Raw genomic sequence first — 16,343 nt, forward strand, 5'->3', positions numbered from 1 at the left:
CTCGACAGGAGTCCCTTATGAAAATGCCCCGCAACCCGTTCAAGGCCGCCATGGCCAAGGGTGAATCGCAGTACGGTATCTGGGCCGGATTCGCTACCGGCTACGGCGCGGAAATCACCGCCAGCTTCGGCTACGACTGGATGCTGATCGACGGTGAACACGCACCCAACACCGTGCCGTCGATCCTTGCCCAGCTACAGGCCGTGGCGCCTTACGCGACGGCGCCCATCGTGCGCGCCGTTGGCCATGATCCTGTATTGATCAAGCAACTGCTGGATATCGGCACCCAGACCCTGATGATTCCCATGGTCGAGACTGCAGATCAGGCCAAGGCTCTGGTTCGAGCCATGCGCTACCCGCCTCACGGCATCCGCGGCGTCGGCGGCGGTCTGACCCGTGCCACTCGCTGGGACGGCGTGCCTGACTACATCAATACGGCCCATGAAGAGCTGTGCCTGATTGTTCAGGTCGAGTCCCGCACTGGGGTCGATAACGTCGCCGCCATTGCCGCCGTCGAAGGCGTTGACGCTGTGTTTATTGGCCCTGCGGACCTGTCCACCGGACTTGGCCATATCGGCAACCCGTCCCATCCCGAAGTGCAGGAAAAAATCCGCGACGCCATCGACGCCACTCTGGCAGCGGGCAAACTCAGCGGCATCCTCGCGCCCGCTGAAGACGACGCCCGGCGTTATCAGAGCTGGGGCTGCCAGTTCATTGCCGTGGCCATCGATATCAGCCTGATGCGCCAGGCCGCCCTGAGCAAGCTGGCGCGCTATCGCGAACCCGAGCAGCAGCGCCCTGCCTCGCGAACCTATTGACTGCCAAGGAGCCCGACCATGACCTCAGTACCCGTCTACAAAAACTACATCAACGGTGAGTTCGTCCCCAGTTCCGAGCATTTTGATGTGCTCAACCCGGCCACAGGTGCCGTATTGGCTCAGGTGCCCGCGTCCGACACCGAGCAAGTGGACCGTGCCCTGGCCGCTGCCCGCTCCGCCCAGTCGGCCTGGGCACGTCGCCCGGCCATCGAACGCGCCGGGTACTTGCGCAGGATCGCCAGCAAGCTGCGGGAAAATGTGGCGCATCTGGCCCGCACCATCACCCTGGAACAGGGCAAGATTTATGGTTTGGCCGAAGTGGAGGTGAATTTCACTGCCGACTACCTGGACTACATGGCCGAATGGGCGCGACGCATCGAAGGCGAGATCATCACCAGCGACCGTCCCGGCGAGAATATCTTCATGTTCCGCAAGCCACTGGGCGTGGTGGCCGGGATCCTGCCGTGGAACTTTCCGTTCTTTCTGATTGCCCGCAAGATGGCGCCAGCTTTGATCACCGGCAATACCGTCGTCATCAAGCCCAGCGAGGAAACCCCGAATAACTGCTTCGAATTCGCCCGTCTGGTGGCCGAAACCGATCTGCCCGCTGGCGTATTTAACGTGGTCTGCGGTGATGGCCGGGTTGGTGCGGCGCTGTCAGCCCATGAGCAGGTGAATATGATCAGCTTTACCGGCAGCGTCGAAACCGGTGCGCGGATCATGAGCGCCGCCGCGCCCAATATCACCAAGCTCAATCTGGAATTGGGCGGTAAGGCCCCGGCCATCGTGCTGGCTGATGCCGATCTGGAACTGGCGGTGAAAGCCATTCGTGACTCGCGGATCATCAATACCGGGCAAGTCTGCAACTGCGCAGAGCGGGTCTACGTCGAGCGCAAGGTCGCCGATCAGTTCATCGAGAAAGTCAGCGCCGCCATGGCTGCAACCCGCTACGGTGACCCGCTGGCCGATGCTGCAGTGGAGATGGGCCCGCTGATCAACCGTCAGGGCCTGGACAGCGTAGCGGCCAAGGTCAGGAAAGCCCAGGAACAAGGCGCATCCCTGATTACCGGCGGCCAGATTGCCGATCTCGGCCAGGGTTACCACTATCAACCGACGGTACTGGCGGGATGCAGCGCCGATATGGAAATCATGCGCAAAGAGATCTTCGGCCCGGTGTTGCCGATTCAGATAGTCGACGACCTTGATGAAGCCATCGCCCTGGCCAACGACTGCGAGTACGGGTTGACTTCATCGCTGTACACCCGGGATCTGAGCAAGGCCATGTACGCGATTCGCGAAATCGATTTCGGCGAAACCTACATCAACCGGGAGAACTTCGAGGCCATGCAGGGCTTTCATGCCGGCGTGCGCAAGTCCGGGGTGGGTGGTGCTGACGGCAAGCATGGGCTGTATGAGTACACTCATACCCACGTGGTTTATATACAGGCCTGAATCCATCTCCACGGGAGATCCTGCAAATCTGTGGGAGATTCTATGTTTGCTTTTAAGCCAGAGCAGCCCCTTCGCGGATGAATCCGCTCCCACAGAGCCGACGATATGCACGCGCAACTGTGGGAGCGAATTCATTCGCGAAAGCGGAGTTTCAGCCGACGACGATGTATTGACTTCACCGGCCTCTTCGCGAATGAATTCGCTCCCACAAAGTCGCGGATAATCATAAGTTTTGCGTCGTTCGAACCCGTTTAAACCCGCAACGTGCGCGTCATCCGCAATGCGAGCACGCTCCCGCCGATAATCACCGCCGCCAACAGGTACAGCGCCATGTCCGTGGAGCCGGTGGCATCCTTGACGAAACCCACCAGGTACGGGCTGAGAAAACCGGCCATCTGGCCCATGGAGTTAATCAGAGCCAGGCCCCCGGCGGCCGCACCGGCACTGAGCATGGCGGTCGGTACCGGCCAGAACATCGGCAGGCCGGTCAGTGCGCCCATGGTGGCGATGGTCAGGCCGAGGATGGCAATGGTCGGGGTGGTGGCGAAATTCACTGCGATCAGCAGGCCGACCGCGCCCATCAGCATCGGCACCACCAGATGCCAGCGCCGCTCCTTGCGCAGATCAGCAGAGCGCCCGACCAATAACATGAACACCGCCGCCAGCAGATAAGGGATCGCACTGAGCCAACCGATGACCAGGTTATCGGCAAACCCCATGTTCTTGATGATCGACGGCAGCCAGAAGTTGATGGCATAGACGCCGCTCTGGATGCAGAAGTAGATCAGGCCGAACGCCCAGATCGCCGGGTTACGGAACACTGCGGCCAAGGAATCACTGGTGGTTTTCGGTTTGTTGGCCAGATCGGTGGCCTGGTCGGCCTCCAGCACTTCGCGCTCATGGGCGCTTAGCCATTTGGCACTGGCAAAGTTGTCGCTAAGCAGGAAGAACGCCAGGGCACCGAGAATCACCGTGGGAATGCCTTGCAGCAGGAACATCCACTGCCAGCCGGCCAGCCCACCCTGCCCCGAGGCAAAGTGATTAAGAATCCAGCCGGAGAACGGGCTGCCCAGCAGGCCGGATACTGGAATCGCTGACATGAACAGCGCCATGATCCGGCCGCGACGGAACGTCGGAAACCATTGCGAGAGATACAGCACCACACCGGGGAAGAATCCGGCTTCGGCAGCACCGGTAAACAGGCGCAAGGTATAGAAATGCGCGGGAGTCGTGACAAACAACAGACAGGTCGAGAGCACACCCCAGGTGATCATCATCAAAGCAATCCAGCGTCGCGGGCCGAACTTGCTCAGGGCCAGGTTGCTGGGCACGCCGCACAGCACGTAGCCAATGAAGAAGATCCCGGCGCCCAGGCCGTAGACCGTTTCGCTGAACTTCAAGGCGTCGAGCATTTGCAGCTTGGCGAAGCCGACGTTGACCCGGTCCAGATAGTTGAACAGGTAACAGATGAAAATAAACGGGATGAGACGCAAGGTGATGCGTTTGTAGACGGCATTTTTGTCGTCATCGGTTGCCTGAACGGCAGCGGCGCTGTGTGACATGGCGTTCTCTCTATTTATTATGGTTTTGATGGCCCGAGGATAACGTCGATCCACCCTGAAGTTTCGGTCAGGCCAGCGCCGCTGTCTTTGTACGGGGGCACAGCGATTGCGCCTTTGCGCTGTGCCGTTGAACAACACTCATGATCGCCAGGGCTCAGGCAACCTGCGCCACTGCTGTGACTGGCGTCGGCCGCCAACTAAGCGCCATCAGCAAGGCCCCCACTCCGGCCGCCAGTAGGAAACCAAACGCTAGACCGTAGGAGCCCTGCCCGATACTGACCAGCCAACCGATCACCATGGGCCCAATACCGGCGGCGACCTGACCACCAAAGTTGATGATGCCCGAAGCCGTGCCCACCGAACTGTCGGCCAAGTGCTTGAGCGGGATGGCGAACACTGTGCCATAGATCGCCGTGTAACCCACCAGGCTCAGGGTCCAGAAGGTTAGCAGCCAGGGCAGTGAGTCGACGAACATCATAAGGCCGAGGAACACCACCACCATGGCCGCGCCGACGCTCATGAAAATCCGCTCACGACCGTCGCCGACCTTGTCCAGCAGCCAGCCGACACAATTGAGCGCAGCAAAGGCCACCAGGTACGGGACCGACGAAGCGAACCCCACATGCAGGATGTCGATATCCCGGGTCTTGACCAGAAAGCTCGGCATCCACGAAACCAGGCCGATATACACAATATTGCTGAAAAAGAAGATCAGCATGGCCTTGCGTAGCAAGGGTTGACGCAGCAATTCAGCGAACAGCCCTTTGGTTCTGGAACCGGCTACGCGTTTGGGTGAGGGTTTCACGGCAAACCAGAGCATCACCGCCACCCCTACGCCGATGGCGCCGAACACGTGATAGGCGAAGCGCCAGCCATGGGCATGCATCAACGCGGCGATGGCGCCGGTGCCGACGGCGCTGCCTATAAACGAGGCGCCGATGATCAAGGACTTGGCCCTGGCCCGCTGAGGCCGCGGGAAAGCTTCAGCAATAGTGACGGTACTGGCCGGAGCAAAACCGCCCTCGCCGAGGCCGAACAGTACCCGAATTACCACCAGGGCAAAGAACGATCCAGCCATGCCGGTAAGGCTGGTAAATACCGACCAACAGGCGACGCAGAACACCAGCACCGCACGGGAGCCAAAGCGGTCTGCCAGCCAACCGGCAACCAGTTGCATCAACGCGTAACTGATATAGAACGAGCCCAGCAACAGGCCAGCGTCCTTGGCATCGAGGGCAAACTCTTGGGTGATGGGAATAATGGCGATGCTCATGGCCATGCGGTCGGCGTTGGCGAGGATCCACGACAGCAACAAGGTGATGAGCACGAAGCTTTTGTGCCGACTGCTATAGGCCGAGGTCATGGCGCGGGTGGGTGACGGTGTGTTGTTTTCGCTCGTATTCGTCATGGCGGTTTCCACAGATTGGATCAAGAGTGCCAGCGCAGGCTGGTCGTAAGCACTTCCAGGCCGGGCAGCCGGGAAAAACCGCAAAGCGCGTCGAACAGCGGCCGCAGGGCCTGATCACCCACATTGCCTGCGGCGCAGTCACTGAACTTTTGCCATTGCTCCTCGGCACTCAAGGGGTTTTGCGGGCAACCTTTCGGGTAGCTCCAGTACTGTTCGAGGGTGCGGCCGTCCTTCAGCGCAATTCGTGCCAGACAATCACCGCCCCAGGGCAACTGCGCCGCTTGCGGGGAAACCTGCTGCTCATGGCGATGCACCTTCGGCATCAACTGCTGTATTTCAGGGCGCAGCAGTGCTGCGTCGCTGAAATGACCCAGGCGTGGGGCACCATCGAGCAGCGCCACCGCCGCGCAGAAGTTCATGCTGAAGCGCGCTTCGGTCGGCGTGCTCGGCTGCTCATAACGCAGGTTCGCCACCATGAAGCCCGGCAGATACAGATCGACCCTGGCGATCTGCGCGACGCTGAATTCGTGACTTGCGCGCAAGGCCAACAGCGCATCGATGCCCAGGTGACTGGACATGCACGATGGGTAGAGCTTGGCGACCAGACCGAATTTTTCGATGGCCAGTGGCGTAACGGGAAACAGGCGCGCAGGCGCTTCGGCCGTGTGGATATCACCCCCATATAACTGCGCAAATGACCATTGCCCCTGCAACGTATCCTCGCCCCCCGTGATCCCCGACGCGGCGAGCCTTGCCGCCATCACCCCGTGCAGCGCCGCGAAGCCTGCATGCAGGGGCTTGACCATCGAGCCGAACTGGCGCTTGCTGCCCCCGGCAAGGCTGCTGGCGATACTCAATGCATGCACAATGCCGTCTTCATCGAGTTGCAGCAGCACCGCACAGGCCACGGCCACGCCGAGGGTGCCAATGGTCGACGTGGCGTGCCAGCCGGCGGCGTAATGCGCCGGGTTGATCCGCTCGCCGATCTGGGCCTGGATTTCCAGGCCGATGATATAGGCGCGCACGATCGCGGCAGGGGTGGCGCAGATTTCCTCCCCCAGGGCCAGCAGTGCCGGGACCAGCGCGGCGCTGGCATGGGTTATCGGAGGAAAGAAGTTATCGTCGAAATCCAACACATGGGCCGCGCAGCCATTGATCAGGGCCGCCCAGGTCGCAGCCACGGGCCACGGGCTGGTCACGGCGCTGGCACCGCCTCCTTCGCCCGGAAAAGCCCGTCCGGCATTCAGCACCGCCGGCTCCGTACGGCCGCCCAGTAGACAGCCGATTACGTCAGTGATGGCGATCTCGGCTCGTTGCACCGCCAGTTCGGAAAAAACCAGGTTGGCATCGGCGCTCCAGGCAGCCAGTTGCCGGCTCAGGGACAGATTTTCCTCTCCTGTCGGCCGCTGCCCCTCAAGGTCAGAAATGTACGGTTGGATTGATTGCATGGGACGGTTCCGCTGAGTGGGTAAAGGGGCAACTGCCGGAACAACTGTCATGGCAATTGCGTTACACCGAGCCATGCTAAGCTCGCCGCTACAGCGGTCGCGAGGTACAGAAAGCCAATCAAAGGGCGAGGCTGTACTGGTCGTTTACCAGTACAGATAAGGAGAGGTAATGACGCTGATTCGCTTGTCGAGCAATCTGAAAATGTCGTTGGTGGAACAGATCGTCGAGCAACTCAGAGGACTGATCGATCAGGGCACGCTTCGACCGGGCACGAAAATGACGTCGATCCGCCTGTTCGCCCGCCAGCATCAGGTCAGTGCCCATACGGTTACCGAAGCCTATGAGCGCCTGGTCGCTCTGGGGCAGATCGAATCACGGCCGCGAAGCGGTTTTTTCGTCCGACGCGCGCGCCGCACGACGGCCAGGGAGCTCACCCAGAGCCCCATCGCCAAGGCGTTCGATCATCTCTGGCAACTGCGCGCGCATCTGAGCAACGATGATGGTCTGCTCAATGTCAGTTCCGGCCGCCTGCCGCCGCAGTGGCTCGACAGCGACATGCTGCGGGTCAGCCTAAAGTCCGCTGCGACCCGCCTCGATTCAGACCTGATGCAATACGGCGACCCTTACGGCTATCTGCCCCTGCGCAATCTGTTGCAGACACGCCTGAGCGATCTCGGCATTCATACCCCTTCGAGCCAGTTGCTATTGACCGATGGCGCCACCCAGGCCGTGGACTTGATCATGCGTTACCTGCTGCGCCCCGGCGACTCGGTACTGGTCGATGACCCCGGCTATTTCAACCTGTTCAGCAATCTGCAACTGCAAGGAATCGATGCGCTGGCGGTGCCGCGCACCGCCGAGGGCCCGGATATCCAGATACTCGAAGAGCTGGCGCGCAAGCACCGGCCAAAGGTCATGTTCACCCAATCAGTGCTGCATACACCCACCGGTTCCACCACTTCGCCAGGCCACGCCTACCGGATGCTCAGACTGGCGGAGGAATGCGATTTTTATATCGTGGAAAATGACACCTACGCCGACTTCCTCGACGCTCCCGCCACGCGCATCGCGGCATTGGATCAGTTGCATCGGGTGTTTTACGTCGGCAGTTTTTCCAAGACGCTCTCGGCCGCAGCACGGGTCGGCTTTATTGCCGCACCGCAAGGCGCGGTGCGCGACTTGTGCAGCCTGAAAATGATCACCAGTATTGCCAGTAGCCAGATCAACGAAAGACTGGTGTTCCACGCCTTGACTGAAGGCCATTACCGCCGCTCACTGGAACGCCTTCGCACACGCCTCGCCGAGCGTTTGGCCAATACGGAAACGCTGCTGGAAGGGCTGGGTTTCGAACTCTTCTGTCGCCCCCTGGGCGGCAAGTTCGTCTGGGTCCGACATCCCGCCTACGAAAGTTCGGACGAACTCTGGCGTCTTGCCGCCGCCGCGGGGATCGTGCTTGCACCGGGCAAGGTGTTTCGCAGCGGCATGCCGGAAACACCCTGGTTTCGTTTGAATGTGTGCTGCACCGATGAGCCTGCGTTATTAGCCTTTCTGCGGTCGATAGGCGCTGGTACCTGAATCGGGAGGCACCCGGCTGGCAGGTTGAACGCCTTAATTCACCTACTCTATTGAGTCACGCCTGCTGCCGCGGATCGACAGCCTGGAGGCCGGTATCCGCAGCGGCAGTGAGTCGTTGTACGCGCCGGAGGCCGAAGCGTTTTAAGTCAGATCGTGCAATGACTTGCCATTAGGCGGGGTCACGCTGACCTCGCTGAATGTCACCTGCAAGCCACCACGCTCAGGCGTGCAGGCCATGGGCCCGACCCAGTACTGCTCGGCGTGGGGGAATGGTGCAAGGCGAATCAACGGCCAATGCTCGCCATCGGTCGACGCCTGGACCTTGAGTACACCGTTTTGCAGAGTCACCCGCAGCCAGAACCCCGCCGTATTGCCATTGAACAGGCCGGTAGACCAATCGGACACGCCATCAGTGACCACCGTACTGAGGTAAGGCACTCCGTCATTGACCTCGATCGTGATCTTCGCCCAGTGCCCGGCATCGATGCGTACCATCAGCCCGGCCTGATCATAGAGCGCCTTGAAATCGGCAGAAATCCGGGCCTGGGCGGTGAATTCAGGCCCGGTCCTGACCCCGAAGAAATGCCCGGAATCCCGGACAAAACCATAGTGGGTCTCGCGCCAGAAGTCGGTCGCGGCGTCACTGATCAATGTGAGCTGGTCGCCCTGGATCGACCAGCGTTTCGGTTCGTTCAGCCATTCGTACTCGTCGTACATAAAATCTCCCTGAAATAAAAGCTGCTCAACTCATGGGCGAGGTACTCACTATCCTTAATGCCAAACCCTCATAAGGCGCAAGGTCAATGGTGAATTCACCCTCGGCCGTCAAATCGCCCTCGACCCGTTCATTGATGATGTCTACCACCAGGCCGTGGCCGATATCCGGCAAATGCAGGGTTTCAGTGATGGGTTCGGCGCTGAAGTTCAGCGCGGTGATCTGCATGCCTTTCCCGGCTGGCAGCTCGTGAACCATGATCAACAGGCCCGGATGCTGGACATCCGGGATTAGCACCTGGCGACTTGCGGCAATGTCGTAGGCCCGGCGCACGGCGAGGATTTTCTTCAGTTGCGAGGCGAATGATTCAGGGTCCTTCAACTGTTCAGGCAGGCTGCCGTACAGGTTCTGCGCCTTGGGCATCTGGCCGGCAGAAATAATTGCATCCGGGTCGAGATCGACCAGATCGTAGGCGCCGCGGTGAATCCAGCGGGTGTCGCCATCGAGCATCAGGTCCGCCACTTGCTCGGCCGGGAGCGGCAGAGCACCGACCAGATCCCAGCCAGACAAGGCAAATACGCCCGGCTGCATGGCGTTGAACATCACCAACAACAGATGCAACTGACGAATCTGCGGGATATCCGCCGGTGTGATCGCTTGCAAATCCCTGATTCCCAAGGCCGCCGTGATGATGCTGACGGTGGTGCAGGACACGCCATTGGTGACGAATTTCAGGTTATAGGGCGCGTGTTCACCGGCCAGGCGTTCGTACATCTGCTCGCGGATATGCTCGCGCAGGATATTGCCGGGGAAGGTCTGGCCCTGATACAGGAACGTGTCGTGGGCATGCAGGGTCCAGAAATGCACCAGCTCCAGGGTGAGTTCATCGTGGTTCTGCAAGGCATGAATCAACGAAGCGGGATCGATGCCATAGGCATGGACCTGACGCAACATCAGGCGCAGGAACTCGGCGTCCCCCATCAACAGCGCATGTTGATAGGCCGGCCGCGTAATGAAGTCATAGGACAGATCCGCGCCGCCATGGGACATGGAGGCAATATCGTCGATGGTCAGGTTCAGTTCCTGGAAGCTGAAGCCACCGGCCTTGCGGATCGCCCCGCCGAGCAACTGATTGCCGGTAATGGACAGTGGATGGCTTTCCGACCAGACCGTGCCATCCAGCTTGCGCTCGACGCCGAGGAAGCCGTTGGCGTCCAGACGCAGGATCTTCGCGCCCATTACATCGACCGCATGCAGCGCGTCACCAATGATCATCTGCTGCGCGGCGAAACTGGGGTCAAGCCAGTTCAGTGAGGGCTGGCCTTCCTTGAAATAGTGCAGATAAACCCAGCGCCGTGGCTTGCCGTCGACGCCGACTACTACGGGCGTGGTGCTCCAATCGGTCTCCTTGACGCCGGGCTCGAAGAAGATCACCCGCTGCAACTGGCCGACGATGTAATGCTTGTCGCGCAGGGCATCTACCTGCAAGGGGGTAAGGTTTTGCGCATCGCGCCCCGGTTCGACATCAGGCAGCAGCGGCCAGTCTTCTTCGCGGATCTCCACCATATGGTAGAGCCCTGGATAATCTTCATAGGCCATCTCGGCCAGGCGAAAGTCCGCGCCCTTGCCTGTGTGCGACGGAATCACATCGTCGATGATCACGGCGTTGTGCGCAGCGGCGATCCGGGTCAGGTTTTGCAACTGCTCCTCGGTGCCCAGCTCCGGGTCGATGCCGAAGCTGATGCGGTCGAAATTGCCGTCGATGGTCGGGGTGTGTTCCCGCCCCTTGAGGCCGCCGGAGGTTTTCAGCGGGCCGTTGTGAATGCCCTGGATGCCGATTTCCGACAGGGCATGCCAGAGGGCCTCATCGCCCAGCGCTTGCAGCACGGTGCCGCCTTCGCCGGTGATGATCGAGGCGGGATAAGCAGTGAACCATACCGACGCCAGTGCCGACGCGTCTCGTGGTCGGGTTTGCGCGAACGGCCGTTGCCATAATCTTCCTTGCCCGGAATACAAGCGGGTCCGCTGCCGGGCGGCATTGAGCATGGATTGTTCAACCAGCCATGCCACGTAATCCTTGTCCGTCGTCGTCATAAGCACATTCACTCGCAGTCCAGTACATCAGGCCGTCGTACAGAGCAATCATCGCGGCACGAACGGCGCAGGTCGTGCTCATATGAGCCCGCGAGCGCGTAATCGTTGCATCGGATTGGCGTCGGAGTGCGGCTCAGAATCTGCGTCGACCTTGAAATGGGCGATCAGACGATGTACTTCCCGGGTCATTGCAGCCACCTCGTCACTGACCTGCACGGTATGCCGCGCCTCATTGGCATTGCCTTCGCTAAGGCTGCGCAGCTGCAGCGTATTGCGCTCCACGCCCTCCACCACTTGCGCTTGCTGCTCCGTTGCCGAAGCGATTTGCAGGTTATGGTCGATGATCTCGTCCATGTCCCGGGTAATGCCCTGGAAAATATCGGCGGTGCGGGTGACCTCGCCGACCCGGGTCGAGGCGCTGGCGTGACTGCTCTGAATGGTCCTTACCGCGTTGCCGACCTGTTGCTGCAGCTGCTCGATGGTGTACTGGATCTCCCCGGTCAGGGCTTGGGAGCGGATTGCCAGGCTGCGCACCTCGTCAGCCACCACGGCAAAACCCCGGCCTTGCTCGCCGGCCCTGGCCGCCTCGATGGCGGCGTTAAGTGCCAACAGATTGGTCTGTTCGGAAACACTGCGGATCTGCCCCACGGCTTGCGCTATCGCCCTGCTCTGCTCGTCCACCGCCTGGATAGCGAGGATCGACTGGTCCATTTCCTTGAACAGCTGGTTAATCCCATCGGCCGCCGAACTGGCCTGGCGGCTGCCTTCGCGACAGGTATCACCTACCCGCCCGGCCCGCTCTGCCGTGGTCTGGGAGGAACGGCTGACTTCCTGCACGCTGCTGACCAGCTCGCTCATCGAGGTGCCGATCAGCTCCAGCTCGACACCCTGGCGATCGGCACTCTGCTGGCTGGCAGAAGCACTCTGGCTGAGGTCGCCAGCCTTGGTCCGGGTGTCGGACGAGAAGTGGCTGACCTGCACGATCAGCTCGGCGATACCACTGCGCATCCGGTTGAAATCGTCAGCAACATCACCCAGTTCATCCCTGGCACGAACATGCAGGACATTGCCAAGCTCGCCAGCGGCGAAACGGCGCATACCGTCGCGGATGCCGTGAATCGCCTCGCGCACCGAGAGAAAGAAGCCGCCGAACAGATAAAGGATCACCAGCACGATCGCCGCCAGCAGCCCGGCATACCCCAGCAGACGCTCCTGACTGCCCGCGACTCGCTCGCTCAACAGCATCGTACTGTCGTCAATCACCGCACGAAATGCGCCGTCGAGCTTGTCGACACTGGGCTGATAACTGTCGAAACGCGCTTGCCAGAGCGCGATGGAGTTTTCATCATAGCTGCCATTGCGGGAGTAGGGATCGACGATGGTCATCGCGTATTGCGCGCTGGCGGCAAGTGCGGCATCGGCCAACAGGCTGCGCGCCTGAGCGTTGGCAGCACCGCTACGCGCCTCAATATAGGGCTCCAGCAACGCTGGCTGGTTGATCACCGTCGCCCGGGAGGTGGACTCAAGAAAACCATAGGCGCTGACATAGGCGGCATAGCCTCGCGTCTGGGCCAGGGTCGCGTACAGCGGCAGGATCTCGCTGATCAAAAGGTCAGTGGCACGATACAGACGCGGATCACCGTCCATGGTCAGGCGCGAATCCGCGCCGATTTCCTTGAGGGTTGCCAGTTGCGCCTGGGCGGCGCGGGTCTCCTCCACATACAGCGCGCTGAGAACCTGGTTGGCCTGGGGTGCACCCAGGCTGGCCGACGGGTCACCGGTCATGAAACTGCGGGCAGCAAAAGGCGTAGTGGCCAGCCAGTCAGTCACGCGTTGCCCGGCCTGTTCTAGCTGCCTGCGCCCGATCCCGATGGCTGCAACCACATCCGGCTGGTTGCGGGCATGGCTAAGCACATGCAGTGCCGCCAGATCCAGCGCCGCCTTATACACCGGTAGCGCTGCATCGAATGCCTGTAAACCCTGTAACTCCATACGGGCATTCTGCAGTTCCGCCCCCAGGTCAAGCAGCTTGCCCACCGCCAGCCAACCGAACGGCACCATGAACACCAGGAAGATAAGGGAAAACTTGTGCAGATAGCGGGTGCGACTCATCAGTGCCAGGACGGGTGTGAACATGAGCGCTTCCTCGTTAGGACAGGTACGGGCTCATCCTAGCGGTCACCTGCCCCGAGCCTGTTGGAGGCATTGCACAAATGATTGAAGATTTGCGACATGGAGCTCACAAGCTGCTCTCATCTACCAACGCATAATCTTCTGAATCTGCCGACTCTGGGGGGAGCGAATTCATTCGCGAAGAGGCCGGCATATCCAACGTATTTTTAACGCCTGCAATGGCGCCTTCGCGAATGAATTCGCTGCCACAGCATTTGCTCACGTCTCCCGCCGCAGGCCGGTCAGGAATGCAGCAACCCCTCTACCGACTCGATACCCGGCACCGCACAATGAATCCTGCTCATCGTCAGCCATTCCCGGGCCTTGGCAATATCGAATATCTGGCCCTGCTCCATGAGCGTGAGGACCAGTGAATCGGATATTCGATAATGGCCGCACTCCGGGCATTTACGCTCTTCCCAGCTGCCCGCGCAAAAAATTCGCTCTGCCGGCCCCGCACAAATCAGGCAACTCATGAAACCCCTCACTTTTTATTATTAGCTATCTCGGTAATCAACATTATTGATCGGCATCGGTTCACGCCACTATAAACATAACGTTCAAGATTCAAAAGCAATCAACCTCCCCCGCTAAATAGCCATTTTCTATAGTTCTCACGCGCGTGACCATTTGTCGGCTTTGAAAAATTCTCTGAGAACATTTTCAGCCAGCTCCTTATCGGATTAATTGTCCGTTAGCGATAACGGCGAAATAAAAACTCAGTTGATATTGGAGAGCTATCATGGCTACTGATAACAAGAACCCAGGCAATTTTTCCAACGATCGCGAGAAAGCTTCCGAAGCGGGTAAAAAAGGCGGCCAGTCCTCGTCGGGCAGCGGTTTCGCCAATGACCGGCAAAAGGCCTCTGAAGCCGGCAAAAAAGGCGGACAAACCAGTCACAGTGGCGGCCGCCAGTCGTAAGGGCTTTTGACCGGGGCGGCCTGGCCGCCCCTCCTCTGAAGCCCGATGCAGTGAACAGGTGCTGATCATGACTACTCACATCATCAACTTTACCGCCCCCATCAACTCCACAACCTGCGGCCAACTGATCGAAAAAGCCTCAGCAGCCGTGCGTCAGGAAGCAACCCGGTTGATCGTCAATATTGCCACCATGGGAGGTGAATGCAGTTACGGTTTTACGCTCTACAACTTCCTGTTATCCCTGCCGATACCGGTACATACCCATAATCTGGGCACCGTCGAGTCCATGGGCAATATCATCTTTCTCGCCGGACAACATAGAACCGCCTGCCCCCACAGCAAGTTTCTCTTTCACCCTTTCCATTGGCATTTGAACGGCTCGGTCGACCATGCGCGCATGTCTGAATATGCCATGAGCCTGGACTACGACCTGCAGCTGTATGCCCGTATTGTTGCGCAGCGGACCGGCGACGCCAAACAGCCGCTGGAAATCGAGACATACCTGACCGCCGCGCCGCGTATTCTCGATCCCCAACAAGCTCTGGATTGCGCAATGATCCACGCCATCGAACTGCCCGTCTTGACGGGTGACTGCGTCAGCAGCGTAATTCATTCATAGCGACACAGCGCCCCAGACGGACATCAAGGCACCCTCAGGCCCCTGGACAGGATCCGCCGCAGGAAACCCCACTTCGCCGATGCGCCGCAGTGACGGCTGATGATTGGCGGGCTCAGCTCGTTGAATATCATAATTGTCCTGGCCTCGAGGATAGGCCCCCACCACCAGGAAGTCGTCACTCTGCTCAAGACTGCAATGTCCGGTGCCTGCGGGCAGCACCAGTACATCCCCCGCAACCACCTCGATTTCCTGACCCGATGGACCGCCCAACAACAGCCTGGCCTTCCCGCAGGCGACACCAACCACCTCATGGGCCGTGGAATGGTAATGATGAAAATCGAACACCTGTGCGCGCCATTGCGCAGGCCAGTCATGCTCGTTGAACAGCTGCTCCAGGCCTGCTGCCTTGTCGGTAGATGCCAACGGCACGTCCCGGTACAGCAGCACGGGGAAATGACTGTTGGGTATTAAACCGTCATCACTGAACCAGAGTTTCTGCGGTTGCGCGCCGTTCATGATCATTTACCTCTTTATTGCTCTTCAGCTTTCTTCTTTTGCTGGCGCTGAATCTCTTCCTTGCCCACTGACTGCGCGGTGGAGTCGCGCGGCCCTTTGCCCGGCTCATTAGGGCGCAGGGCATCATTATCCCGTTCAACTTCGCCGGGCATATTGGACGGGTCCGGATTTTCCTGCGGTGTCTTTGTGTTGGTCATCATGGAATTCCTTTTATTTAAGGGACTGTCCCCAAGCTGCAACGATCGGTAGACCCTGGGCTTTTTCGTCCGGTTCCATCTGTATGAGTGCCAATGAACCGCCATTCAGCCCCCGGGATTGCCGTACTGGATATACAGCGACCAGGCGCCGAGCAACGACCAGAACACCGCAAAAATCCACGGTGTTCGCAAGGAAAACAGCAGGGATTTGCGGTACCCCGTATGGGTCGACTCACGCTCGCAGAAGAGCGGTGACTCGTCATAGGCAAGCCCCATCAGGGGTTCGCTTTGCAGCAGGTTGGCCTGCTTGTAATGCCAGTGATCGATGATTTCGTAGGCCGCGCGAATACCGGGCCAGGCGTTCAGCGAACTGAGGATGCCCAGCAATGCCAGGAATGGCGGCACTACCAGCGTAAACAGCTTGCCCCACTCGGGATTGAGATTGCCCATGGACGAAGTAAACGCAATGACCAGGAATGACTGGGCGGCCAGATAGGCGTCGGTGCGATTGGCCAGGATGCTGGTTTCGTACTGGATTTCCCGGCGGTAGAAATCCAGGCGCTCCTTGGGCGAACCAAACATCTTGGCGTTATGTTCGGTGAGTTCGTTTTCATCAGCGGCGTGAGTGAGAATTCTGGACACGGACGGCGATTACCTCATTGATCTGCGTTGGGCTTTATTGAATGAGAGCCGACCGGTCGCACTGCTGTTAGTTCGCCGGCAGCCGATCTGCGGCATGTCTTGGCGACGGCGCTTATAAAAATTCTGTTTCGAGTCAGGCCTGAATGACCGTTTAGTTGATGAACTGATAATTTTCTTGAACTTCCTGCGAGAACCATTCGTC

The 16,343-nt window shown here is 59.5% G+C and carries 14 protein-coding genes and 2 pseudogenes; 5 read left to right on the forward strand and 11 right to left on the reverse strand.

Translation table 11 applies throughout. From position 1 onward, the window contains the following. Positions 1 to 17: 17 nt before the first annotated feature. Together ACCD02_RS23035 and aldA are read left to right on the forward strand one after the other, a co-directional pair. On the forward strand, positions 18 to 818 hold the full coding sequence (locus ACCD02_RS23035; protein WP_413307001.1) for an aldolase/citrate lyase family protein: 801 nt from the start codon (positions 18 to 20) through the stop codon (positions 816 to 818). Between the two features lie 18 nt (positions 819 to 836). Then, positions 837 to 2,270: an aldehyde dehydrogenase gene (gene aldA, locus ACCD02_RS23040; RefSeq protein ID WP_413307004.1), complete on the forward strand. Its 1,434-nt coding sequence runs from the start codon at positions 837 to 839 to the stop codon at positions 2,268 to 2,270. 251 nt (positions 2,271 to 2,521) lie between these two features. Here aldA and ACCD02_RS23045 read toward each other — a convergent pair whose 3' ends face one another. The 3 genes from ACCD02_RS23045 to ACCD02_RS23055 form a co-directional block, all read right to left on the reverse strand. Then, entirely contained in the window at positions 2,522 to 3,832 is a 1,311-nt protein-coding gene (locus ACCD02_RS23045; RefSeq protein WP_413307006.1) for an MFS transporter, read from the reverse strand. Between the two features lie 154 nt (positions 3,833 to 3,986). Further along, positions 3,987 to 5,240, reverse strand: a complete 1,254-nt coding sequence (locus ACCD02_RS23050; RefSeq protein WP_413307009.1) for an MFS transporter — start codon at positions 5,238 to 5,240, stop codon at positions 3,987 to 3,989. Between the two features lie 20 nt (positions 5,241 to 5,260). Further along, positions 5,261 to 6,688, reverse strand: coding sequence for an MmgE/PrpD family protein (locus tag ACCD02_RS23055; RefSeq protein ID WP_413307012.1), 1,428 nt, complete (start codon positions 6,686 to 6,688; stop codon positions 5,261 to 5,263). A 169-nt stretch (positions 6,689 to 6,857) separates the two neighbouring features. Here ACCD02_RS23055 and ACCD02_RS23060 point away from each other — a divergent pair, with 169 nt between their 5' ends. Beyond that, positions 6,858 to 8,264, forward strand: a complete 1,407-nt coding sequence (locus ACCD02_RS23060; RefSeq protein ID WP_413307014.1) for a PLP-dependent aminotransferase family protein — start codon at positions 6,858 to 6,860, stop codon at positions 8,262 to 8,264. A 141-nt stretch (positions 8,265 to 8,405) separates the two neighbouring features. Here ACCD02_RS23060 and ACCD02_RS23065 read toward each other — a convergent pair. From ACCD02_RS23065 to ACCD02_RS23085, 5 genes and pseudogenes are all read right to left on the reverse strand, one after another. After that, positions 8,406 to 8,984 (reverse strand): annotated as a pseudogene (locus ACCD02_RS23065) (DUF1349 domain-containing protein); the annotation flags it as partial. A 22-nt stretch (positions 8,985 to 9,006) separates the two neighbouring features. After that, positions 9,007 to 11,073: a maltose alpha-D-glucosyltransferase gene (gene treS / locus ACCD02_RS23070; RefSeq protein WP_413307016.1), complete on the reverse strand. Its 2,067-nt coding sequence runs from the start codon at positions 11,071 to 11,073 to the stop codon at positions 9,007 to 9,009. A 78-nt stretch (positions 11,074 to 11,151) separates the two neighbouring features. Next, the gene (locus ACCD02_RS23075) at positions 11,152 to 12,081 is read right to left on the reverse strand and encodes a methyl-accepting chemotaxis protein (RefSeq protein ID WP_413307167.1); all 930 of its coding nucleotides are present in this window, start codon (positions 12,079 to 12,081) and stop codon (positions 11,152 to 11,154) included. After that, positions 12,082 to 13,209, reverse strand: a pseudogene (locus tag ACCD02_RS23080) (methyl-accepting chemotaxis protein); the annotation flags it as partial. It lies immediately after the preceding gene. Between the two features lie 278 nt (positions 13,210 to 13,487). Then, positions 13,488 to 13,721: a hypothetical protein gene (locus tag ACCD02_RS23085; protein WP_413307018.1), complete on the reverse strand. Its 234-nt coding sequence runs from the start codon at positions 13,719 to 13,721 to the stop codon at positions 13,488 to 13,490. Between the two features lie 266 nt (positions 13,722 to 13,987). Between ACCD02_RS23085 and ACCD02_RS23090 the strand changes: the two genes are divergently transcribed. Next, positions 13,988 to 14,167, forward strand: coding sequence for a general stress protein (locus ACCD02_RS23090; RefSeq protein ID WP_413307021.1), 180 nt, complete (start codon positions 13,988 to 13,990; stop codon positions 14,165 to 14,167). Between the two features lie 67 nt (positions 14,168 to 14,234). Continuing rightward, positions 14,235 to 14,786 carry an ATP-dependent Clp protease proteolytic subunit gene (locus tag ACCD02_RS23095; RefSeq protein ID WP_413307024.1) on the forward strand — a complete coding sequence of 184 codons (552 nt, stop codon included), beginning with the start codon at positions 14,235 to 14,237 and terminating at the stop codon, positions 14,784 to 14,786. Here ACCD02_RS23095 and ACCD02_RS23100 read toward each other — a convergent pair. From ACCD02_RS23100 to ACCD02_RS23110, 3 genes are all read right to left on the reverse strand, one after another. Then, on the reverse strand, positions 14,781 to 15,302 hold the full coding sequence (locus ACCD02_RS23100) for a cupin (RefSeq protein WP_413307026.1): 522 nt from the start codon (positions 15,300 to 15,302) through the stop codon (positions 14,781 to 14,783). The genes ACCD02_RS23095 and ACCD02_RS23100 overlap by 6 nt on opposite strands. Positions 15,303 to 15,316: 14 nt before the next feature. Then, entirely contained in the window at positions 15,317 to 15,499 is a 183-nt protein-coding gene (locus tag ACCD02_RS23105) for a hypothetical protein (protein ID WP_413307028.1), read from the reverse strand. A gap of 105 nt (positions 15,500 to 15,604) precedes the next feature. After that, positions 15,605 to 16,141, reverse strand: a complete 537-nt coding sequence (locus ACCD02_RS23110) for a hypothetical protein (protein WP_413307031.1) — start codon at positions 16,139 to 16,141, stop codon at positions 15,605 to 15,607. Positions 16,142 to 16,343 lie beyond the last annotated feature (202 nt).

This window comes from Pseudomonas sp. Pseusp88, assembly GCF_047303955.1.
In the GTDB taxonomy this organism is placed as follows: Bacteria; Pseudomonadota; Gammaproteobacteria; order Pseudomonadales; family Pseudomonadaceae; genus Aquipseudomonas.